This is a genomic window from Treponema sp. (assembly GCF_045657965.1).
Classification (GTDB): Bacteria; Spirochaetota; Spirochaetia; order Treponematales; family Treponemataceae; genus Treponema_D.
The window spans coordinates 11,690-34,227 of sequence record NZ_JAZOUG010000274.1 but is presented as its reverse complement, the minus strand read 5'-3'; the positions used below and the strand labels follow the sequence as shown (position 1 = coordinate 34,227).

The 22,538-nt window shown below is 42.3% G+C and carries 17 protein-coding genes and 1 riboswitch; of the genes, 6 read left to right on the top strand and 11 right to left on the bottom strand.

Annotated elements, in window-relative coordinates:
* The 3 genes from ACKI5B_RS10470 to ACKI5B_RS10460 all read right to left on the bottom strand — a co-directional run.
* The coding region (locus tag ACKI5B_RS10470) for a family 43 glycosylhydrolase (RefSeq protein ID WP_407428496.1) at positions 1 to 844 on the bottom strand (844 nt) is incomplete at its 3' end.
* A gap of 128 nt (positions 845 to 972) precedes the next feature.
* Positions 973 to 1,446: a 6,7-dimethyl-8-ribityllumazine synthase gene (ribH, locus tag ACKI5B_RS10465; RefSeq protein WP_407428494.1), complete on the bottom strand. Its 474-nt coding sequence runs from the start codon at positions 1,444 to 1,446 to the stop codon at positions 973 to 975.
* A 33-nt stretch (positions 1,447 to 1,479) separates the two neighbouring features.
* Positions 1,480 to 2,688, bottom strand: a complete 1,209-nt coding sequence (locus tag ACKI5B_RS10460; protein ID WP_407428492.1) for a bifunctional 3,4-dihydroxy-2-butanone-4-phosphate synthase/GTP cyclohydrolase II — start codon at positions 2,686 to 2,688, stop codon at positions 1,480 to 1,482.
* A riboswitch (FMN riboswitch) is annotated at positions 2,686 to 2,817 on the bottom strand. It overlaps the preceding gene by 3 nt.
* A gap of 102 nt (positions 2,818 to 2,919) precedes the next feature.
* Here ACKI5B_RS10460 and ACKI5B_RS10455 point away from each other — a divergent pair.
* Positions 2,920 to 3,846: an ArsR/SmtB family transcription factor gene (locus ACKI5B_RS10455; RefSeq protein WP_407428490.1), complete on the top strand. Its 927-nt coding sequence runs from the start codon at positions 2,920 to 2,922 to the stop codon at positions 3,844 to 3,846.
* Here the strand turns inward: ACKI5B_RS10455 and ACKI5B_RS10450 are convergent.
* Positions 3,843 to 5,156 (bottom strand): glycoside hydrolase family 27 protein, encoded by a 1,314-nt coding sequence (locus tag ACKI5B_RS10450; protein ID WP_407428488.1) that lies wholly within the window; start codon positions 5,154 to 5,156, stop codon positions 3,843 to 3,845. The genes ACKI5B_RS10455 and ACKI5B_RS10450 overlap by 4 nt on opposite strands.
* A gap of 167 nt (positions 5,157 to 5,323) precedes the next feature.
* Between ACKI5B_RS10450 and ACKI5B_RS10445 the strand changes: the two genes are divergently transcribed.
* From ACKI5B_RS10445 to araD, 5 genes are read left to right on the top strand one after another with little or no spacing between them, the layout of a single operon-like run.
* A complete protein-coding gene (locus ACKI5B_RS10445; protein WP_407428486.1) occupies positions 5,324 to 6,880 on the top strand; it encodes an alpha-N-arabinofuranosidase in 1,557 nt (518 codons plus the stop codon).
* Positions 6,881 to 6,888: 8 nt separating this feature from the next.
* A complete protein-coding gene (gene arfA, locus ACKI5B_RS10440; RefSeq protein ID WP_407428484.1) occupies positions 6,889 to 8,382 on the top strand; it encodes an arabinosylfuranosidase ArfA in 1,494 nt (497 codons plus the stop codon).
* A 16-nt stretch (positions 8,383 to 8,398) separates the two neighbouring features.
* Positions 8,399 to 10,000, top strand: coding sequence for a xylulokinase (locus tag ACKI5B_RS10435; protein WP_407428482.1), 1,602 nt, complete (start codon positions 8,399 to 8,401; stop codon positions 9,998 to 10,000).
* Between the two features lie 32 nt (positions 10,001 to 10,032).
* Positions 10,033 to 11,553 carry an L-arabinose isomerase gene (araA, locus tag ACKI5B_RS10430; protein ID WP_407428480.1) on the top strand — a complete coding sequence of 507 codons (1,521 nt, stop codon included), beginning with the start codon at positions 10,033 to 10,035 and terminating at the stop codon, positions 11,551 to 11,553.
* A 15-nt stretch (positions 11,554 to 11,568) separates the two neighbouring features.
* Positions 11,569 to 12,288, top strand: coding sequence for an L-ribulose-5-phosphate 4-epimerase AraD (gene araD / locus ACKI5B_RS10425; RefSeq protein WP_407428478.1), 720 nt, complete (start codon positions 11,569 to 11,571; stop codon positions 12,286 to 12,288).
* Positions 12,289 to 12,360: 72 nt separating this feature from the next.
* Here the strand turns inward: araD and ACKI5B_RS10420 are convergent, their stop codons facing one another.
* From ACKI5B_RS10420 to ACKI5B_RS10390, 7 genes are all read right to left on the bottom strand, one after another.
* Positions 12,361 to 14,343: a family 43 glycosylhydrolase gene (locus ACKI5B_RS10420; protein WP_407428476.1), complete on the bottom strand. Its 1,983-nt coding sequence runs from the start codon at positions 14,341 to 14,343 to the stop codon at positions 12,361 to 12,363.
* Positions 14,344 to 14,360: 17 nt separating this feature from the next.
* Positions 14,361 to 15,305, bottom strand: a complete 945-nt coding sequence (locus ACKI5B_RS10415; protein WP_407428474.1) for a glycoside hydrolase family 43 protein — start codon at positions 15,303 to 15,305, stop codon at positions 14,361 to 14,363.
* A 3-nt stretch (positions 15,306 to 15,308) separates the two neighbouring features.
* Complete coding sequence (locus ACKI5B_RS10410; RefSeq protein WP_407428472.1) at positions 15,309 to 16,070, bottom strand: LamG domain-containing protein; 762 nt, start codon at positions 16,068 to 16,070, stop codon at positions 15,309 to 15,311.
* 144 nt (positions 16,071 to 16,214) lie between these two features.
* Positions 16,215 to 17,630 carry a hypothetical protein gene (locus ACKI5B_RS10405; RefSeq protein WP_407428470.1) on the bottom strand — a complete coding sequence of 472 codons (1,416 nt, stop codon included), beginning with the start codon at positions 17,628 to 17,630 and terminating at the stop codon, positions 16,215 to 16,217.
* Entirely contained in the window at positions 17,630 to 18,199 is a 570-nt protein-coding gene (locus tag ACKI5B_RS10400; RefSeq protein WP_407428468.1) for a hypothetical protein, read from the bottom strand. The genes ACKI5B_RS10405 and ACKI5B_RS10400 overlap by 1 nt, the downstream gene beginning before the upstream one ends.
* A 20-nt stretch (positions 18,200 to 18,219) precedes the next feature.
* On the bottom strand, positions 18,220 to 19,605 hold the full coding sequence (locus ACKI5B_RS10395) for a hypothetical protein (RefSeq protein ID WP_407428466.1): 1,386 nt from the start codon (positions 19,603 to 19,605) through the stop codon (positions 18,220 to 18,222).
* Between the two features lie 250 nt (positions 19,606 to 19,855).
* Positions 19,856 to 22,483, bottom strand: coding sequence for a bacterial Ig-like domain-containing protein (locus ACKI5B_RS10390; protein ID WP_407428464.1), 2,628 nt, complete (start codon positions 22,481 to 22,483; stop codon positions 19,856 to 19,858).
* Positions 22,484 to 22,538: the final 55 nt, after the last annotated feature.

Here is a 22,538-nt window from a genome sequence, read left to right as displayed (position 1 = left end):
TTTGTCTTCCTAAGCCCGCTTGGCCTCCGACTTCCCAGCACTTCCGGCCTTTTATTACGTATTCGACATTTTTTCCTGTAGCTACATCAGTTACGAATTCAGGATCTATTCCACCGAATCCATAAGCCCAGCCGCCTGCAGTATCTGCTTCGGATGCAGAATGAGTATCATAATTTGCAAGATTGTAACAGTACTGTTCAGAAATGCTTTTATCGTCACTGTCCCATGTCCTGTCGTACCAGGTATAGCGCACAAGATTGGACTGACTGTAAGAAACTCCCAGTTTAGAAAGAACTTCTTTTATTTTTGCATCTTTTGCCGCAGCCTGAGAAGCCGGCCAGAAAGGACCTGCAGGGCTTGAAGAAATTGTAAGGGCAATTGCGGCATCAGGATTTCCAGGAGAACGACTATCGGTAATAATTCCGTGTATTAAGTAGTAAAGACCGTTCTGTTTTATGACTGTCGGCGCCCAGGTTGAAGCCTGAGCCATATTGAAATTGACCCATTTAAGCCAGTCTTTATCCCATTTGCGCTGAATTGCAGATTTTGAAAGACTCTGCCAGTGAACCAAGTCTTTTGATGTACGGATTTGAAGGCCTTTTTGCCCTGCACCGCCGATTGCAGCATCTGTAGAATAGACATAATATGTGCCGTCTTCGTCCTGAAATAACTTTGGATCGTGGCAGTTTAATGGCCCCCAGACATCCTGAGAACCATTAAACGCATTGGCATTTGCATATTTTGTAAGAACCGCTTTATCTACATCATTTTTTGCAGCAAAAGAAGTTGAAAGAACAGAGCATGCAAAAAAAGCAGAAAGCCCGAATCTGATTTTTTTATTCATGATTTTTCTCCTTTCTTAAATTATTCTTATCAATTATTTTTGATATGTTTTAACTTTTATTGATATTTAGTATAACATACCCTATTTTAGAAAGAAAGAAAAATTTTTTAGTTTTATTCAGAAATTGTTTACAACTGCTTCATAAGATTTGCCATTTCGATTGCGCCTAAAGCACAGTCGTAGCCTTTGTTGCCGGCTTTGCTTCCGGCGCGCTCGATTGCCTGTTCAATGTTTTCGGTTGTAATTACACCGAAAAGAACAGGAACGCCGTTTTTAAAGCCTGCCTGCGCAACTCCCTTTGAAACTTCAGCACAAACGTAATCGTAATGAGTTGTTGAACCTCGGATTACAGCTCCGACTGCAATTACAGCATCGTATTTTTTGCTTGCAGCAAGTTTGTCGCAGATTACAGGAATTTCAAAAGCTCCCGGAACCCAAACTGCAGTAATGTTTTTTTCTTCTACACCGTGGCGTACAAGTCCGTCCACGGCTCCGCCTAAAAGCTTGTTCACAATGATTTCGTTAAAACGGCTTGCAACGATTGCAACCTTCATGCCCTGTGGGGCAACTAATTTTCCTTCGATTAAGTTAATTTCGTTCATGATATTCCTCCTGGAGTTTATCTGTGTAGTGTTTTATAGCTTTTCCGTGAAAATATGCCCCATTCTATCACGTTTTGTGCGTAAATAAAATTCATCATATTTTTGAGCAGGGATTTCTATTGGCTCACGTTTTGAAACTTTAAGACCGAATCCGTCCAGACCGTAGATTTTTTCCGGATTGTTTGTAAGCAGCCGGAGCGATTTACAGCCCAGGTCACGCAGAATCTGAGCGCCAATCCAGTATTCACGCAAATCCGGCTTAAATCCCAGCTTTACGTTTGCTTCGACAGTATCAAGCCCTTCTTCCTGAAGTTTGTAGGCTTTAAGTTTATTGATTAAGCCGATTCCACGGCCTTCCTGCCTCATGTAAAGAATCACACCACGGCCTTCTTCGTTTACCCGCTTCATAGCTGCCTGTAATTGAGGACCGCAGTCACACCTTCTGCTTCCAAAAACGTCTCCTGTAAGACATTCTGAATGAACGCGGCACAAAACATTCTCACCGTCACCTAAATCGCCCTTTACGAGAGCTACATGATGCTCGCCGGTAATATCGTTTACATAGCCGTAAATGTCAAAATCGCCGTACTCTGTCGGAAGTTTTGCCTTTGCTTCGCGTACGACATGCTTTTCGTTAATGCGGCAGTAATCTTGAAGGGCTTTGATTGTAATGAACTTAAAGCCGAATTTTTTTGCCATTTCCTGAAGTTTTTCGCCACGCATCATGGTGCCGTCATCGTCCATAATTTCGCAGCAAAGGCCACATTCCTTAAGGCCTGCAAGCCGGCACAAATCTACCGTTGCTTCTGTGTGACCATTGCGCACAAGAACACCGCCTTTTTTTGCGATGAGCGGGAACATGTGGCCAGGCCTACGGAAATCAGTTGCAACAGATTCAGGATCAATGCATTTTTGAGCTGTGACAGAACGCTCGTAGGCAGAAATTCCTGTAGTTGTAGAAACATGGTCAATTGAAACAGTAAATGCAGTTTCGTGATTGTCGGTATTTTCGGCAACCATCGGATAAAGACCAAGCTTTAACGCAAGGCTCTGGCTCATTGGCATGCAGATTAAGCCTTTTGCGTAGCTTGCCATAAGATTGACGTTTGCCTGAGTTGCAAATTCTGCGGCACAAATCATGTCGCCTTCGTTTTCGCGGTCTTCGTCGTCTGAAACTAAAATGATTTTTCCGGCACGTAAATCTTCTAGTGCCTCTTCGATTGTGTTGTATTGATAAGACATATCCTTCTCCTGTCCGGACTCTACCGTCGGCCACGGAATTGCACCGTGTCATGCAGAAACTCTGCTCGCTGGCTTACGCAGAACGCGCTTACAGCCGGTGGGGACTTACACCCCGCCCTGAAGTTAGTTAATTCTAACACAAGCCTATAATCATAGTCAATAAAGGATTTCATTATAGAAGAAAAAAGAATTTTCTTTGACTATATCAAGAAAAGTTGATATACTCTTAATATGAATGAAACAGATTCGTTAATTGTTATAAATCCTCTGGAAGAAATCGAAAAACTCAAAGCTCTGGCTTCAGAACCCCGCCTTGAAATTCTTTCTCTAATTCGGAAGCAGTCTTTAAATATTAATGAAATTTCTGAAAAGCTTAATCTCCCGCAGTCCACTGTTGCAACTCACATTTCAATTCTTGAAGAAGCAGGACTTATCGAAACAAGAAGCATAAAAGCACGAAAAGGCACTCAAAAATTATGTTATCCTGCATTTCAGGACGGTTTACTTATCAAGTTTCCGGAAGAACAGACTGAAGTTGAAAATTATGTAGAAATTGAAATGCCTCTCGGTATTTTTACCGACTGTCACGTAACAGCACCGTGCGGCTTATGCTCAAGCGAAAAAATCATAGGTCAGCTGGATGTTCCGGGATCATTTTTAAGCCCGGACAGAATGAAAGCAGGTCTTTTATGGTGCAATAACGGCTATGTAGAATATAAATTTCCAAACAACACTATGTATGACGAGCGCAAACTTACAAAAATCGAAGTAAGCGCAGAGCTTTCATCAGAAACCCCGGGAACCAACTCTGACTGGCCGAGCGATATTACAATCTGGATTAACCGCGTTGAAGTCGGCACCTGGACAAGCCCTGGAGATTACGGAGACCGGCGCGGAGATTTTACTCCAAAGTGGTGGAAACTTGAAGGAAGCCAGTATGGTCTTTTAAAGCATTTTTCTGTCACAAACGAAGGAAGTTTTGTTGACGGCGAAAAAATTTCTGACGTCAAACTTTCAGATTTAAAACTTGAAGAACATCATTCCATCCGTGTACGTCTCGGAGTAAAAGAAAATGCACCTCACATGGGAGGCATGAACATTTTTGGCCGTGGCTTTGGAGACCACGACCAGGGAATCATTTTACGGGCATACTACTAAGAAAGACTAAAAAGTGCACAGCCGTGCGGCGGAAGTAAAACACTAATTTCTTGTCCGGCGGCTGTTTTTTTTATATCAGCACCTTTCCATAAATCACGCAGAGTGTAAGATTTTCCACTTTCAAGCTTTAATTCATCAGTTTTTACACTGATTTCTGCTTCTTTTTCGCCAAGATTGAACAGAGCGGTATATGTTTTTTTACCGTCTAAAGAAAAGCTTTTCCATGCACAGCTTTCTTCGTTACGGAAAATCTGCTCGGAATTCTTACAGTTTTTTTCCAGTTCAAGAACTTCTGAGTTAGTAAGCAGACTTTTCGTAAAATCATCAAGCTTTGTAAGTTCCGCTCCAATCATCAAAGGACTTCTGAAAATGCACCATAGGCTAATCATAGTTTTCTGCTCTTCACTCGTAAAACCGGTAGTGCGTTCATTTTTAAAACCCCAGCCGATTTTTCCAAGAGGAAGCATATCGCAGTCAGGCCAGCAGCCTTCTCCTGTATGAGCCTGCCATACTTCACAGCGTTCGAACATTGCTTTTAAAAGCCGCCATTCATCCCAGAAATCATCGGTAATGCGCCACATATTTGCATATTTTTTTAAATGCCAGGCTTTTTCAATAACAGCCGGTCCCGGACTTAAACTCAAAACCATCTGCCGGCCGGAATTTTTAATTGCCTTTGCAATTGCTTCAATTTCTTTTTCTGCTGAATAAGGGACAGCCGGATACATATTCGTATTACAGATATCGTCCACCTTTACAAAATCGACTCCCCACTCAGCATAAAGTGCAAAAATACTGTCATAATAATCCTGAGAGCCTTCCTTTGACATATCAATTCCGTACATATCACCGTTCCATTTGCTTACACTGAACGGATTTGCAATTTTGTCGGCAGTGATTTTTTTCTTACTCAAAACAGGCGTATGGTTATGCGCACAGAAACGCGGAATTCCACGCATTATATGAATTCCAAATTTAAGACCAAGCGAGTGAATGTAGTCCGAAAGAGGTTTAAATCCTTTTCCGCCTGCACTTGAAGGAAAACGATTCGGGTCAGGAATTTGTCTTGAGTATTCATCAAGGCAAAGATGTGTAAAAGGAACATACTGACTTTCAGGAACAAGAGACAGAGCATTAGGATCAGACCACTGTGCATCAATTACTATATATTCCCATCCAAACTGTTTTAAATTTTCTGCCATATACAGGGCATTTTCCCTGACCTGTTTTTCATTTACTCCAACATTGTAATAATCATAACTGTTCCAGCCCATAGGCGGTGTTAATGCAGCATTATTTTTTGTTTTCATGGGTCACTCCTTTTTTGTTAATTGTAGCACAGTTTATTTTACACACAATTCTTTTTATCAAGTTTTTTTGATTATTTTCAAGAATTCTTGATATATTTCTTGCAAAATGAAAAATCCGACTGTATTATTTAAGTAACAGGAAATGTTTAACAAAAAAGGAAAATAAAATGAAAGAATCAATAATTGTTGATGTAAATAATAAAAAATCTGTAATAAGCCGGGACATTTACGGTCATTTTTCTGAACATCTTGGCCACTGTATTTACGGTGGTTTCTGGGTTGGAAAAGATTCACCAGTTCCGAATATTCACGGATACAATAAAGCTGTCGTCGAAGCATTTAAAGAACTTGATATTCCAAACTTAAGATGGCCGGGAGGTCTTTTTGCAGATGAATATCACTGGAAAGACGGAATCGGCCCAAAAGAAAACCGCAAACGCATAGTCAACACAAACTGGGGTGGAATTACAGAAGACAATTCTTTCGGTACTCATGAATTTTTCGGTTTATGCGATGAGCTTGGCTGTAAGCCGTACGTCTGCGGAAATGTAGGAAGCGGTTCTATTCAGGAAATGGATGAATGGATTGAATACATCACTTTTTCAGGCGAAAGTCCAATGTCGAAACTGCGCGAAGAAAACGGCAGAAAAGAAAGCTGGAAACTTGATTATTTTGGGGTCGGAAATGAAAACTGGGGCGGAGGCGGAAATATGCGGCCTGAATATTACGCTGATTTATACCGCCGTTACCAGACATTCGTTCGTCAGTATGGAGAAAATAAAATCTTTAAGATAGCCGGAGGAGCAAATGTAGACGACTACAACTGGACTGAAGTGCTCATGCGTAATGCACACTGGCTTATGGACGGGCTTTCACTTCACTACTACTCTTATGAATACCGATGGGAAGACAAAAAGCCTGCAACAGGCTTTACTAAAGAAGGCTGGTACAGAATTATGAGAAATGCATGGCGCATGGATGAATTAATCCGCCGTCATGGAGAAATCATGGATAAATATGACCCGGACAAACGGGTTTCTATGGTTGTTGATGAATGGGGAAACTGGTTTGCTCCAAAAGAAGGAACAAATCCCGGATTTTTACAGCAGGACAATTCTGTATGCGATGCAGTTGTTGCCGGAATCACACTCAACATATTTAATAATCATTCAGACAGAGTTCGTGTTGCAAATCTTGCTCAGGCAGTCAATGTTTTGCAGTCGCCGGTTCTTACTGAAGGCGATAAAATCGTACTCACTCCGACCTGGCATGTTCTTCATCAGTACAAAGCTCATCAGGGTGCAACACTGCTTGGAACAAGCAGCGCTCACAGTTTCTGCGGCGTAAACGATGTTGCGGATTATAATGCATCTCTGCGTGGTATTCAGCGGAAAGAAAATGTCATTGTTCCGGGCTTAAGTGTTTCTGCATCAGAAAAGAACGCTCCTTCAAATTCAAATGCAAAAAAACAGTATCTGATTACGGTTGTCAATGCCGATGCAGAAACTTCAAAAGAAGTCGAAATCACGCTCGCCCATCTTGAAGATTCAATAAAATCAGCATCAGCCACAGTCGTAACAGGCGAAAAAATGGATACAATCAATACATTTACAAAAACTGATGCAGTTACTGAAAAATCGCTTGCAGTAAAGATAACAGGAAAACAGACTTTAACTGTAGATTTGCCGGCACATTCAGTTGCAGCCGTAACAGTTCTGGCATAGGAGAAGCTATGAAAGTAAAACTAACTGTAGTAAAAGAATTTACAGGCGGAGAAGTTGACGATAAATTATTCAGTTCGTTCATAGAACATTTAGGCCGTGCTGTCTATACAGGAATTTTTGAACCAGGTCACGAAACAGCCGACGAACAGGGCTTCAGAAGTGATGTAATCAAACTTGTAAAGGATTTACGTGTAGGCTTAGTCCGCTACCCCGGCGGCAATTTTCTTTCAGGCTACAACTGGAAAGACGGAATAGGACCGCGCGAAAACCGGCCAGTCCGGCTCGACCGTGCATGGCACACAATAGAAACAAACAGAATCGGAATAGATGAATTTGCTGACTGGGCAAAAAAAGCCGGAACACAGGTAATGGCTGCTGTGAACATGGGAACGGGTACAATTCAGGATGCTGCCGATATGGTCGAATACTGCAATTATCCTTCTGGAACTTTCTGGAGTGATTTAAGAATCAAAAACGGTCATAAAAATCCTCACGCAATCAAATACTGGTGTATCGGAAACGAAATGGACGGTCCGTGGCAAATCTGCCACTTAGATGCCGTTGATTACGGAAAAAAAGCACGTGAAGCTATAAAACTCATGAAGTGGACAGATGATTCAATTCAGACAATTGTATGCGGAAGTGCTTCTTCTTCAATGCCAACATATCCTGAATGGGACAGAATCGTTCTTGAACACACGTACGATTTAGCAGATTACATTTCAATTCACCGCTATTTTGAAAACAAAGGCGATGACGACGATTTTCTTGCTTCGTTCTATGACATGGAACAGTTTATTAAAACAGGCATTGCAACCTGCGACTATGTAAAAGCTCTTAAACGAAGCAGAAAAACCATGTATCTTTCATTTGATGAATGGAATATCTGGTATCAGAGTAAAAGCGAGCCGCATCCGTGGATGGAAAGCCCGCGTATTCTGGAAGACCATTATTCCCTTCTGGATGCCCTGGCATTTGGAGGCATGGCAATTACACTTTTAAATCATGCTGACCGCGTAAAAGTTGCATGTCTTGCACAGCTTGTAAATGTAATCGCACCAATTTTTACAGAACCCGGCAAAGGTTCCTATAAACAGGCTGTTTATTTTCCGTTCAGGGATGTTTCGCTTTACGGACGCGGCACCGTTTTAACTCCAATTGTAAAAACTCCCCTGAAAGAAACAAAACAATTCGGGGAAGTACCGGCTGTTATTTTCAGTACAGTTTACAGCGAAGAAAACGGCGAAGTAAGTGTTTTTGCACTGAATACAAACAAAACAGAAGATGCAGAAACAGAAATCGACCTGTCTTCGTTTGGAAAAACTGAAATGATTTTCCGCACAGAACTTTCCGGAAGCAATTTAAATGCAAAAAACTCTCTTGAAGAGCCGGAAAATATAAAATCAGTTGCAGTTTCGCTGAATCAGAGTGAAAATAATATATATGCCGTGAACCTCAAAGCAGCATCATGGAATGTATTACGATTTAAAGTAAATAATTAAAAAAGGAGTGAAACAAATGGCAGAAGAGTCAGTTAAAAAAGAAATCGAGTCAGGAAATGCAGTTGTCGGAATTGAATTCGGCTCTACACGCATTAAGGCTGTGCTGATTGACAGTACAAACACTCCAAGAGCCCAGGGAAGCCACACCTGGGAAAATTCCCTCATAGACGGAATCTGGACTTATTCAGAAAAGGAAATAATTGAAGGACTTCAGTCAGCTTACAAAGATTTAAAGTGCGACGTAAAAGAAAAATACGGCGTAACGCTAAAAAAACTCCGTTCCCTCGGTATTTCTGCCATGATGCACGGATATCTGGCTTTTGACAAAGACGGAAAACTTCTGGTTCCGTTCAGAACATGGCGAAACACAATTACAGGAGAAGCTTCAGAAAAACTTTCATCTCTTTTTAACTACCCTATTCCAGAACGATGGAGCATTTCTCATCTTTATCAGGCAATTTTGAACGGTGAAGAGCATGTAAAAGACCTTGCTTTCTTTACAACCCTGGCAGGATTCATTCACTGGAAACTGACAGGCAAAAAGGTGCTTGGAATCGGAGATGCTTCCGGAATGTTTCCGATTGACACCGCTTCAAAAAATTACAGCAAAGACTTTATTTCAAAGTTTGACTCCCTGGTTTCAGAAAAAAATTTGAACTGGAAACTCGAAGATCTGCTTCCAGAAGTTCTTCTGGCAGGAGAAGATGCCGGAACTTTGACAAGTGAAGGCGCAAAACTTCTTGATCCTGCAGGCGAACTTGAAGCCGGAAGCAGAATGGCTCCGCCTGAAGGAGATGCAGGAACCGGAATGGTTGCAACAAACAGTGTCGCAAAACGCACGGGAAACGTTTCTGCCGGAACTTCTGTTTTTGCAATGGTCGTTCTAGAAAAAGATTTAAGCAAATCCTACAGCGGTCTGATTGATTTAGTCACAACGCCGGACGGTGCTTTAGTTGCAATGGCGCACGCAAACAACTGTATGGGAGAAATCGATTACTGGGTAAATCTTTTTTATGAGGCAATAAAATCTGTCGGAGGAGATGTCAATAAAGGAAAACTCTACGACACGCTCTTTAATCTTGCACTCACCGGTAAAAAAGACTGCGGCGGGCTCTTACCGTTCAATTATCTTTCAGGAGAAAGCATTACAGGATTAACTGAAGGCAGACCTCTTTTTGTCCGCGCACAGAATGCAGATTTTTCTCTTGCAAATTTTATGCGTGCTCATCTTTTTACAGCTTTGGGCGCCCTCAGAACCGGAATGGACATTCTTTTTGATAAAGAAAATGTAAAAATCGACAGTCTTACAGGTCACGGAGGATTTTTTAAAACCGCTCAGGCTGGTCTTACAGTAATGTCGGCAGCCCTTCACACTCCGGTTTCTGCCCTTGAAACAGCAGGCGAAGGAGGCCCCTGGGGAATGGCAGTTCTTGCTTCATACCTTGTAAACGGTGGCGGAAAGTCTCTTGATGTCTGGCTTAATGAAAATGTGTTTGCTCAAAGCAAAAAGAGCACGGTCGAAGCAAAACAGGAGGACATCGACGGATTCAATAAATTCTTTGAGCGCTACACAAAAGGCCTTAAAATCGAAAAAGCTGCAATTGAAAACATTGAATAAAAACAGATAAAAAACAGTCTGGAGGAGAAAAAATGACAGGATTGGACGAATTTGAATTCTGGTTTCTGACAGGAAGTCAGGATTTGTACGGCAAGGAAACCTTAAAGCAAGTTGCCGTTAATTCAAAAAAAATTGTTGATGAACTTAACGCAAAGGCAGGATTTCCCTGCCCGCTTGTCTGGAAAGAAACACTTTTAACGCCGGAAGCAATTCACAAAACTCTTGAAGAAGCAAATGCCTGCGATAAATGTGCGGGCGTTATCGTATGGTGCCACACATTCAGCCCTGCAAAAATGTGGATCCGAGGCTTAAACGCATACAAAAAACCTCTTTTACAGCTCAACACTCAGTTCAATGTAGAAATTCCGTACGCCACAATGGACATGGATTTTATGAACCTGAACCAGAGCGCACACGGAGACCGGGAATTCGGTTTTATTACGGCTCGCCTTGACTTACCGCGTAAAGTAATCTGCGGACACTGGCAGAACGAAACAATTCAGAAGCGCATTGCTGACTGGATGAGAGTTGCAAGAGCCGTTGCCGACGGAAAAACTCTGCGCGTAATCCGCTTTGGAGACAACATGCGGGAAGTTGCTGTAACTGACGGCGACAAAGTTGAGGCAATGATAAAATTCGGCTGGAGTGTTCCATATTACGGAATCGGCGACCTCGTTGCCTACATGAACGAAGTAAGCAAGGGAGACATCGATTCTCTTTACGACGAATATAACCAGAAATACGAAATCAACTTCAACACAGGAAACGGATTCGACAAAGATTTCATCGTCGCCCAGATTAAAGAACAGGCAAAAATTGAAATCGCGCTCAGACGCTTCCTCAAGGACAATAACGGAAAGGCACTTTGTACAAACTTCCAGGATTTGCACGGAATGAAGCAGCTTCCGGGACTTGCAGTTCAGCGATTACTTGCTGACGGCTACGGATTTGGTGCAGAAGGTGACTGGAAAACGAGCGCCCTTGTACGCACATTTAAAGCAATGACTGCAGGGCTTGTTGTTGAAGGAAAAAAAGGAAATGCCTTTATGGAAGACTACACCTACAATCTGGTTTCCGGAAAAGAAGCCAACATGGGAAGCCACATGCTCGAAGTAGACCCTGAAATTGCAGTTTCAAAACCAAAAATCGAAGTTCATCACCTTGGAATCGGTGACAAAGAGCCGCCTGCACGAATGGTATTCAACACGCTCGAAGGAGAAGGCCTTGTTGCAGCGGTCGTTGACATGGGAAATCGTTTCCGCTGCGTAGTAAACGAGATCAACGTTATTCCACCTGAAGCACCTCTTCCAAAACTTCCTGTAGCACGAATGCTCTGGAAGCCGTATCCAAGCCTTTCAACATCGGCTGAAAGCTGGATTTTGGCAGGCGGCGGACACCACACTGCATTCAGCAACATCGTTACACGAGAAATGCTTCAGGACTGGGCTGAAATGGTCGGAATCGAATGTGTTGCAATCGGAAAAGAAACCACAATTGCTCAGATTCGAAACGAACTCAGATGGAACGCAGCTTACTGGAACTCAAAACGTTAGTCACGGAGAAGACAAATGAGCATCTATCAGACGATAAAAGAACAGGCTTACGAGGCAAACATGCAGATTCCTGCCCAGCACCTTGCAATTTACACCTGGGGAAATGTTTCAGCCTTTGATCCGGCGGCAGGCGTGTTTGCAATAAAGCCTTCAGGAGTTGCTTATCCGGAACTTACAGCAGACAGCATGGTTGTAGTTGATCTGGACGGAAAAGTCGTTGAGGGAGATTTAAATCCTTCAAGCGACACGAACACGCACCTTGTTCTTTACAAAGAATGGGCTGTAAAACTCGGGGCAAAAATCGGCGGAATCGTACACACCCACTCGACCTATGCAGTCGGCTGGGCTCAGGCTCAGCGTCCGATTCCACTTTTTGGAACAACGCACGCAGACCATATTCAGACCGCAGTTCCCTGTACGCCTTACATTACAAAGGACGCCCTTACAAGAAACTACGAGCTTGAAACCGGAAACTTAATCGTAAAGCATTTTGCAGATGAAAAACTTAATCCTGCAGAAACAACGATGGTTTTGGTCGCAGGTCACGGCCCCTTTACCTGGGGAGCAACTCCAGACAAAGCCGTATACAATGCGGCAGTTCTTGAAGAAGTTTCAAAAATGGCAGCGATTACCCTTCAGGTAAATCCTGATGCAACCCAGCTTCCGTCATACATAATCGACAAGCACTATCAGAGGAAGCACGGACCGAACGCATATTACGGTCAGAAAAAGTAAGTAAAAACAAAGAAGCCCGCTTGATAAGGAGGAATTTCAAGCGGGCAGTTTTTTTGACAAGTTCTATTTTAACTAATTTTTATTTCCCCAGAAGTATTCTCCGGCCTGTGAATCACCTGTATTACTGCAGATTGTACTGAATGTAATTGTACGGCGTGAAACAGATGAACCGCCTTTTTTAGCCCAGTCAACTGCATGCATAAAGATTCCTTTGAATGTTCCGAGAGAACTTCCAGTTTCATCTTTCAGTTCGATTGTGGCACTGTAGCCGTCGGATGCAAGTGCGACAGTTCCAGTGTAATTGCTTCCGGTTATATTGCCGCTGGAATCAATCGCCATTGTTTTGCTTTCTGTTGGAACAGCATCAGCTTTGTTTACAGTACTTGTTACAGATTCAGCTCCATAAATACCAAGATTGCTTACAGAATCTGTTTCTGTTCCTCGCACAGTAAGAATTGTTTTATATTCACCTGCAATATCTGCAAGCGTAAGTGCAGAAAGACTTTCCTTTCCGTCGGAAGTAAGTCCCTCATAATCAGGATAGAACTCGTTCTGATTCAAAACAGGCCAGCCGTCCTCGTTGAAGAACATCTGATGAATCTGCAGGTAGAAATAATATCCAGCCTGAAAATTAGTTCGCGTATGGTTTGCAAAAAGAATCTGGCCGTCTTTATTCCGCCAGATTGAAAGACCGCCCTGACATCTAAAGCTGTACTCGCCGTCCAAAACATGGCTTCCGATGATTTTGCTTCCGATTGCGTGGTAATTAGCTGAATAGTTTGTATCTGCTTCTGTATTTGTCAGAACCATGTTCTGTCCGCCTGCATCAAGATAAGGGCCTTCGATTGAACTGCTTCTTCCAAGCGTGCAGCGGTATTCATAATCAAGGCCGCCGCATGAAGCAATCAGATAGTAGTAGTTCGTGCTGCTGTTATAAAAAAGCTGCGCACCTTCATAACCTGCGCCATAACCGCCTGCAATGCGGGTACCGAGCAGGCCATAGCTGCCTGAACTCTGCGAAACATTTGCCTGATCAAGGCTCATATCAAGTTCATCGCCAGCTGCATAAGAAACCGCATTCAAGGTAAAAGAAGAAGCTGCGACTGGCTTGAGCGAAACAGAGTCGACATAACAAAGTCCAATTCCATAAAGCCATGAACCGTAAATAAGCGCATAACATTCATTAGTGCCGATTGTGTACGTCTTGATATCGCCAGTAACCACGTCATAAACAAATTCCGGGTCAATACAGCCAAAACGAGCATTATTGGAATCAGTGTAATCAGGATTATCGATTTCATTTCCGTCAAGAGAAGATTTTGAAGTGCGTTCATTAGAACCCACAGCACTGTACCGGACAAGGAAATTCTGGCTGTAAGTTACGCCAAGCTCTTCAAGTTTTGATTTTATCTTTTTTACATCAGAATTGTTTCCTGCATAACCTGAAATATAACTTGCCGGATAAAAAGGCCCTTTTGCATTTGAAGCAATTGCAAGAACAATTGAAGAAGCCCATTTTGTTCCGCTGGAAACAGCAACATCTGCATTCACACCATGGTACATATAGTAGAGACCATTCTGTTTCATGACAGTCGGAGCCCATGTATAGGCAGTGTTTGAAGAATCACTCTGCAAAGTTTCACTTGAAGAGGCCTTAAAACCTTCCCAGGCAAGAAAATCTTCATCCCAGTTTCCGGCCAGCGCAGAAGTTTCAACCCCCGTCCAGTTCACCAGATCTTTAGAGTAGCGGATATGTATTCCGACTTTTCCGATATTCCCGCAGCTTGCGTCTGTCGCGTAGACATAGTAAGTGCCGTCATCGTCCTGAAAAAGCTTCGGATCATGGCAGTTAGTCATTTTCCATTTTGTCTGGTCTGCCTTTGTAGAATGTGTAGTTCCTTTTGCATATTTTTGATTTACATATTTTAAAATACCATTTGCACCATATTCACTGGTCTGCGCAGTACCGCTTCCTTCAGGTGTACAGGATACAAAAAGTGCAAGCAGAGCAAAAAAAGCGGAACCTTTCAGCATATTTTTTTTAATTTTATTCATAAACACTCCTGTATTTTTTACATAAAGAGAGGATTTCCATCTTTATCGTAACGGATTCTCTTTACCCATGTATGACGGTTCGGGTCATACAACGCAAAAGCAAGGTCTACTTCAGAATAAGGCCTTGCATGATAAACAAGATAATCTTCTTTACCGTCGCGGCTGGTTGTAAAACTGTTGTGCCCGGGTCCAAAGATTCCTTTTTTATCGTCAGTTACTAGAACCGGTTTTTCGTTCTTTTTCCAGCTTTCAGACTTCAGCAAATCTGCACCGTCTTCTGCCGTTAAAAGCCCCATGCAGTAAGTTGAATCAGTAGCACTCGCACTGTAAGTCAGGAAAATTTTTCCGTTACGCTGCAAAACAGCCGGTCCCTCATTAACACGAAAACCTTTACATTCCCAGTCATATTCCGGGATTGTAAGCAGAGTCTGTGGAAGCGAAAGCTTTGTGGGACTTTCCATTTTCGCAATAAAGAGAGCTGAATTTTCTTCCTTCTCCTTTCTTTTCTGCGCCCAGACTGCATACCACTGTCCTTTATTTTCAAAGACCGTGCAGTCAAGCATAAAACTGTCCCACTCTGCTTCCAGCATTCCCTTTTCTTCCCAAGTTCCTGAAAAGGGGTCAGGACTTGAGTTTTCCAGGACCCAGGTGCGGATCCACCATGGATCTTCTGCCCTCCCCGCAGCAAAATAGATGTACCATTTGCCGTTTATAAAATGTATCTCCGGTGCCCAGATGTGCCAGCTCATCGGCCCTGACGAATGTTTCCGCCAGATGACGAATGGCGCAGCCTCTCTTAAACCTTTTACGCTCCACGCACGCCTGAGTTCAATTCTGTCATACTCAGGTGTACTTGCCGTAAAATAGTAATATCCGTCTGTATGAAGATAAACAAAGGGATCTGCCCGCTGATTAATCAAAGGTGTTTTTTCATCTTCTTCAGTAATATCTGTAATATTCATAGGCTACTCTGCTTCATCAAACGGAACAACGCCCCGGTAAACGGCAGCAATTTCAGAACCGCTCAAGGCCCGGTTTGCAACAAGAATATTGTCCATAACGCCGTTGAAAAGAGGATCCGGCCAGTTTGAAGCTCCGACGTAGATTCCCTGAACATTTGCAGCAATATTTGAAGGCTTTACCCGGCATGGAATGCGCTGAGTAAGTTTTCCGTTGATGTAAAGCTTTGCCACCCCGCCGTCAATCGTTGCAGAAAGATGAGTCCATTCATCAACAGGAGGAAGCGGTGCTAAAACCGAAACACTTCCTGCTGCCCCCAGAACGTCCATTCTAAGCATTTTTGTGCTCCAGTCCATTCCAATCCACAAATCTTCTTTTTGATTTCCTATATCCAGAACCCGCGCCCATACTTTCCATGACTGAGGATTAAGCCACGCACAGAAAGTAAATCCGTCTCCGTCGAGAACCGAAGGATCCAGTGTTATGTATTCATCGTTACCGTTAAAATACAGTCCGTCGCCTTCATGACCTTCATCCATTTCTGAACCATCAAGAGCCGCAGTAAATACTGAAATGTCATTTCCTGAATGGTCTAAAACTTCCATACTTTCTGTAATTTCTTCTTCGAAAGTGTAATATCCGACAACTCCGCAGCCTTCAGTAATAACAAATTTTCCGTCAGCCGATGCAACATTTGAAGTCGAACCACAGCCGATAAAAGCAAGAAAAGCCGCTCCAATAATTGAACTAAATAATACCTTTTTCATTGTAAATTCTCCTATACTCGCCGCTCCAATCCGCGCTCGATGCACAGCTCACTTCCGCCGCTCGCTTCCGCGGTTTGAGCACAGCTCAAACCGAGACTCGCTAAAAACGCTTCTCAAGCGTTTTTGCGGCTTCACCGCCGCTCGCTACCACCAAAAAGTAACACCCATAGGAACACGCCATGCGAAAGCTTCGAGGACATTGCTTGTTTTTAAGTGTTTGTACTGAAGCTCAAGACCGATTCTGACATTTCCGTTTGCAAAATTTTTCTGGAAATACGGATAACCGTAGACAGAGTAATAACGTCCAGGTGTTCCTGTTGCAGGAGCTGTTTCTCCGTCAATTCCCATAAAGTTTGCGTCATAGCTTATTAAGTCTGAACAGTATGCATCGAAGTTATCAGGCTTATCGTAACCGTTGGCACTTCCATTTGCATCCTGACCATACATAAACTGCGCTTCAAAACCAATCTGATACTGAGTTCCTGGAATTTTATGACTTCCGTTTACTGCAAGCACATTGTAAACTGCAGTTTCGTTAATGGAAATGTAATGCGGTGTGTAGTACCCGAATCTGTCTTCAACTCCAAACTCCCAGCCTTCAACAAGACTTGTAAATTTTGCAGATGCCTGAATTATGTGAGCAAACACGGTTGCAGACCAGTCCTCACCGCTTACAAGGTTAACGCCCCTCTCTTCAGCTTTGCGCCATCTTAAGTCATAACTTGCATTAATAAGGATTCCATAGAACAGGCTCGGCATATCAACCTGAATAAAGGCCTCACTGAAATAACTTTTTGTATAATTGTCATCAAGGCCTGCACCGTTTGTGTAGTAAGTATTTGGTCTGAATCCCCCGTTAAATGTTACGTTATACAAAAGCCATTTGTACTGAGCCATAAGTTTTATGCTCTTAGCAAGATGATTCCAATTGTTGAATTTTGAATAACTGTCTGTAAAAGGTGCAATCGGAAGACCTGCAATAAATTTAAATCCTGTAAATGCTGAAGGAAGAACTTCAATTCCGCTGAATGCAGAATCAGAAGCAGTACCACGCATTGCAAGATTTTCGATTTTCTGACCGCCAAGAACAAATCCGGAATAAATATAACCTGCATTCCAGCCGTTACCTGCAAAGTTACCTGTATAAAAGCGAAGCTGGTCATCGAAGAAATGAGTGCAGGCCCACATCTGCATAACAGGCGAAGAAACATCATCATCTGTCGTGCTGTAATAATCGCCGCCTGAATATTTTGTACGGTCTACATATTCAGGAACATCCGCATACCATGGGCCTAAACCTGAACCAAGCCAGGTACCGGTATGAAATTCAATATTTGCCGCAGTTGCATCCAGATTGATAAAATGAATACCATTCTGAACAGGTCCAAATTCAGCTGCAACCTCTGTCTTTTCCCAGTCTTCATCAGGATTGCTGTAAATTCCCTGTACTGCAAGGGTACTGGTATAATCAACATAACCACCGATATGAATCTGCTGGGCAAATAAAGCCGTACTTGAAGCGAGAACGGCCGCACCAATTAAAATATTTCGTAATTTCATTAGTCGTCCTCCTCAACATCAGAATTATCTGCAATAATTTCGTAAGTAATTGCATTTCCGCTTTTAGTTGCAGTAAAAGTTACAACTGTTCCCACATAAAATGTACAGGCACTGTAGTTCTTGTTTGAATATGTTGTTCCAGTTCCCCATGTATTACCGTCACTCGGATTCAAGGAAACATAACAGCCGTTTCCATAGACTTCAAAGAAAATCTGAGCCCCGTCATCCTGTGCAGAAGCAACAATTTTTAATGTCTGACCGTCTGAGATACTCTGCTCTGTATTCTTTCCATCTGTCCAGGAAGCTGACCACCAGGTTGTGCCAGTACGAAGGGCATCGCTTTCTTTCTGAACGTCATCAACATACGAAGAAATATTCCATGTTCCAATCATTGCACAGCCATAACCTGTCATTGAATCTGAAAAATCTCCTGAAGCAGTTCCACTCATAACACTGACACTTTTGCCATAGTATACTTTTGATTTTTCCGGAATCTCTAAGTCACAGCCTGCCAGAGCAAGCAAGGTAAAGGCTGCAATGGCAGAGCAAATAAGTTTAAATTTTTTCATTACTCATGCCTCCTGTGCTCTTAGAACTCAAACTTAATTCCGACTGGAACTCTGTAGCAAAGACAAGAGTTTGAAACATCATCTGTAAATATTTTTGTATAAGCAAGTTCACAGGCAATCATAAGATAGCCGTTCGAAAAATTGTATTTAAAGTAAGGCTTTGCATAAGTTCCAAGATAATTTGTAGAACCTGTGCCTGAAATTAAATTTGCTGTTGCCATATCATTCAGCATAAGTGCAATATCATCATATGAACTGTAGTACTGATTATTGACTTTTGCTGTATCATCATAAACTGCAAAACTCTTACCGTTTGCATCTGCCGCAAAAATCTGGGCAAGTTCAAGACCGATATTGAACTGAGTTCCTGAAAGAGCATAATCACCGTTTACAGCAAAAATATTGTACAAAAGCTTTTCGTCTGTCTCGATAAAATCATCATCTGCATAGAAAAATCTGTCTTCAACAGCAAGCGTAAACTGGTCAGAAAGCGGAACTGAACCAGAAAGGGCAATCATGTGGGCAAGAGCTGTATGTTCAACTGTCTCTCCGCTGATATTTGTATATGATGCATCATCACGGTATCGCAAATCGTAACTGAATGTAACGTTAAACAAATCAGCAAGATTCGGCATACAGGCCTGAATGTAAGCTTCACCAAAAGCGCTCTTTGTAAAAGTTTCTGTAAAGGTTGACATTGTACCGCCGTTGTCAACACCATCGTAATAAGTTCCAGGACGCCATCCTGCATTTAATGTACAGTCAAAACCTGAAAAAGGAAGAACATACTGAGCAGCAAGTTTTACCTTTTTACCAAGATATTTCCACTGATTGTATTCTTCATTTGCCTGAATTCCATTTCCGCGGATTGGAAGAATCGGAAAACCGGCAAAGAATTTTAACCCACTGACATAAACCGGAGAAATTTCCAGTCCTGTAAGATAAGGACCATAATCAGAATCAGCAAGATTTGTAATATACTGTTCGCCTAAGACAGCTCCTTCTGCAATGTATCCGCCGTTAAAATCTTCAAATTTTCCGGTATAAAGACTCAGCTGGTCATTAAAAAGACCGACTTTCATGTTTCCCTGATAAAACGGAGTTCCTTTTCCACCGTCAGAAAAATCAATATATTCTTCGTCTCCGCCGTCAGCATTAAAATAAAGGCCAAGATTAAATTCAAAACTTGCAGCCTTTACGGATACATCGATTGTCATGTTGCCGTCAGGATCGTATCCGGCAGAAGGATCTGTTTTAACAGATTTTCCGTCATCATTATACATCGCCTGAGAAACACCCCATGCCGTATAATCGATTCCAGCATGAAAAGTCACACTCTGAGCAAATGCAAAACCGCTCAAAGCAAAAAATGCCATGCCAAAAACAAACCTGTTCATTTTTGCCATATAAATCCCCCTTTTTTTAATGCAGTAATTTTTATAATATCTACATTTTTTGATATATACCGACTTTTATTGGTATAATTAAATCGTAAATCCAGAATACTGATATGTCAACTTATTTTTTCAACTTTTTCTGATATATATCAAATTTTATGGATAGATAATTAAAACAGTCTGAAAAAAATCCCCTGCACCATCTGCTTTGAGGTCGGAAGCAGGGCACAGGGGATTAGAAATTGCCTGAGTAAGAATTTTATTCGATTGCCGCTACCTGTTCAGCAGTAAGGGCTGTGCTATATACTTTAATATCAGACAAATATGTATCAGCATCAACATAGCCTGCAAGCCACCATGACGGACAGAAACCTACGCCGATTGCAACTTTATCGCAAGTGCCGGTAAGGTATGCAATTGTATCAACATTCGTTGTCGTGTCATCAACAGTATTTGCCAATGTAGCAGTGCCTTTTGAAACGCCGTCAACATACGCAGTTACTGTTCCCCCGGCAGCTCCAATAACATAGGTTACGCGTGTCCATGTTGAAGCAGAAACGATATTTGAATCATTATCTGTCAGGTACACATCCCAGTAGCCGTGTCCCTGGGCATGTGCGGTGCCATTTTCAGTAAACGCAACTCCACCCCAGCCTGTTCCGCCGTTCGGGAAGAATGTCAGGATTGAATCATAGCTTGCTCCGGTCGCATTGTTCAAAAGGAACGAAATTGTAACTCCCTCTACATTTTCAAGTCCATACAACGGATTATCCCAGCAATAGGTCGCAGTTGAATCCCATGTCGTCGTTGACTGATAAGTGGCACAATCAAGTGCAGCTTTTTCTGAAACTGTCGTTGTCAGTGTCGAGGCAAGCACATACGGGCTTTCCACCGTTCCGCTTCCGGTAACGGTATTCTCATAATTTGATGTAACAGTAAGAGCAATTTCTGTGCTCACAGTTCCGTAAGCAGCTGTAACTGTATATGTTCCGACAGAAACTGCACTTTCTTCAACATTATCGTCTCCATTTTTATATGCAAGAGAAATTCCATCACTTGAAAGGGTTACTGCATCTGCACTTCCGTCTGAATAAACAACACAGCCGCTCACTGACTTGAGTGCAGCTGCCCAGTTATCAAGTGTATCAGATACACTTGAAGAAGAAAGTACTATTTCACTTGCAGAACCCCCTGAAGCCCTGCCTTTTGTAATTACAAGATCAGAATATGCCAGCGAGTTTGCATTAAATGTAAGCGTACCTGCTGTAAGTGCATCTGCAAACGCATTGATAAACTCCTCGATTCCGCCGTCCCAAACACTTGCCGTGTAAACTACCCAAGCCTTACCACCAAGTGTATATACGATTGATTTGTCTGTCTTGTTGAAAGAAATTGTGACGGCAACTTTTTCACCGGTAAATGCGCTGTTATATGCAAGGGCATTTGCAAGATAGGCTCCGCTCATTGTCGGATAGCCGTTTTTACCAGAAATTGCACTTGCGCTTGCAGTGTTGTTCCACGGGTCAAGATTCGGTACAGTAAGAATGTAGTTGTCACCAGTTTTGACAACTTGTGTAGACCAATCATAAAGGTCAGGCAAAGCATCTGCACTCGCAAAAGTTGCATTGAAAGAAACCGTGAAAATATCAGAAGAACTTACATCAAACGGATAAAGCGTAATATTTGTAAGCGTTGCACCATCATTATAAGTGACTGTGTTGTCAGTAACAGAGCAGTCATGTACTACAATTGTGTATTCAGCTGTCTTTGTAACCCCATCTTCCGTATAGCTTACGGTTACCGTCTGGCTTCCGGCAGCTGACATATCATAGCCGGAGAATGTTCCTGTAACAGTTTTAGAATTGCCGTCACTGTAACTTGCCGTAACAGCCACATTTTCAGAACTGAAGGATGCACCCTTTACATAAACTGTAGCAGCATTTGAAACATCTACACTAATCGAATTAAGAACTACGGCATCACTTACTGAAATTTCATACGTTGCAGTTTTTGTCACACCGCCTTCTGTGTAAGTTACAGTTACGGTGTAATTGCCAGTTGTAGAAAGAGTCGTTTCACCGCTTGTTAAAGAAACTGTTTCTCCGTTAAGAACATAAGAATAGCTGAGATTTTCTGTAACAGAGGCTGTTGCACCCGAATCATAGGTTGCAGTTACAACAAGATTGTCTGCTGAGAAAGCTGCGTTTGTAGTGTAAGTCGTTTGAGCAGAATCTGAATTTACTGATATAGAAGAGAGTGTTTTATTTATACTGCCTTTTTCAGTGATTACATAGAATGTGCCGTATTGAGCCACAATATGTGCTTCTACAGGAGCAGTAACAGTTCCAGTAGTGGCAGTAGTAAACAACTGAGTTGAAGAAGATGAATCTTCTCCCCAGTCCAGATATATAACCGTTACTTTTGAGCCGTCATAATAAACTGTAGCCGTATAAATATTCCCGGCTTTAAGCACACCAGTTTCCTGTGCTCCTATATTTGTAAGTGCATCAGTCTGTCCTGTTGTCCATGCAGTTTTCTGAGATGTTGTAGAAAGGTAATATACGGTAGATGCTGAATCATAAGCTTCAACCATACAGTCTTCCCCGTCTGCTGATACCTTAAAGGTATAAGTTACATATTCTCCGGCTATAAGCTCTGTAAGTCCAGAATCACCTGTTCCACTCCACCAGGCAGTGCTGGTCAAACTAACAGCTTCAGTGTCGCTCCATGCAGCAGGCGTTATAGCATCGATAAAAGTATTATTTTCCTGAGTCTGCTCCACATACGCTTTTCGATTTCCCTCATCATCAACGGCCAGGTCACAACTTAAAAAAGAAAAAACAGCCAGGGTAAATACAGTCGTAACAACCGCACTAAACTTTTTCATATTCTGCCCCCTTCTATGCGGAAAATTCCACATATCTACTTTTTTTGATACATAC

Bases quoted from the DNA above. Each gene is read 5' to 3' on its own strand.
- ACKI5B_RS10395 (WP_407428466.1), bottom strand. From the start codon at position 19,605: ATGGCAAAAATGAACAGGTTTGTTTTTGGCATGGCATTTTTTGCTTTG.
- ACKI5B_RS10405 (WP_407428470.1), bottom strand. From the start codon at position 17,630: ATGAAATTACGAAATATTTTAATTGGTGCGGCCGTTCTCGCTTCAAGT.
- ACKI5B_RS10455 (WP_407428490.1), top strand. From the start codon at position 2,920: ATGAATGAAACAGATTCGTTAATTGTTATAAATCCTCTGGAAGAAATC.
- ACKI5B_RS10410 (WP_407428472.1), bottom strand. From the start codon at position 16,070: ATGAAAAAGGTATTATTTAGTTCAATTATTGGAGCGGCTTTTCTTGCT.
- ACKI5B_RS10460 (WP_407428492.1), bottom strand. From the start codon at position 2,688: ATGTCTTATCAATACAACACAATCGAAGAGGCACTAGAAGATTTACGT.
- ACKI5B_RS10390 (WP_407428464.1), bottom strand. From the start codon at position 22,483: ATGAAAAAGTTTAGTGCGGTTGTTACGACTGTATTTACCCTGGCTGTT.
- ACKI5B_RS10435 (WP_407428482.1), top strand. From the start codon at position 8,399: ATGGCAGAAGAGTCAGTTAAAAAAGAAATCGAGTCAGGAAATGCAGTT.
- ACKI5B_RS10420 (WP_407428476.1), bottom strand. From the start codon at position 14,343: ATGAATAAAATTAAAAAAAATATGCTGAAAGGTTCCGCTTTTTTTGCT.
- ACKI5B_RS10415 (WP_407428474.1), bottom strand. From the start codon at position 15,305: ATGAATATTACAGATATTACTGAAGAAGATGAAAAAACACCTTTGATT.
- ACKI5B_RS10445 (WP_407428486.1), top strand. From the start codon at position 5,324: ATGAAAGAATCAATAATTGTTGATGTAAATAATAAAAAATCTGTAATA.
- ACKI5B_RS10450 (WP_407428488.1), bottom strand. From the start codon at position 5,156: ATGAAAACAAAAAATAATGCTGCATTAACACCGCCTATGGGCTGGAAC.
- araA (WP_407428480.1), top strand. From the start codon at position 10,033: ATGACAGGATTGGACGAATTTGAATTCTGGTTTCTGACAGGAAGTCAG.
- araD (WP_407428478.1), top strand. From the start codon at position 11,569: ATGAGCATCTATCAGACGATAAAAGAACAGGCTTACGAGGCAAACATG.
- ribH (WP_407428494.1), bottom strand. From the start codon at position 1,446: ATGAACGAAATTAACTTAATCGAAGGAAAATTAGTTGCCCCACAGGGC.
- arfA (WP_407428484.1), top strand. From the start codon at position 6,889: ATGAAAGTAAAACTAACTGTAGTAAAAGAATTTACAGGCGGAGAAGTT.
- ACKI5B_RS10400 (WP_407428468.1), bottom strand. From the start codon at position 18,199: ATGAAAAAATTTAAACTTATTTGCTCTGCCATTGCAGCCTTTACCTTG.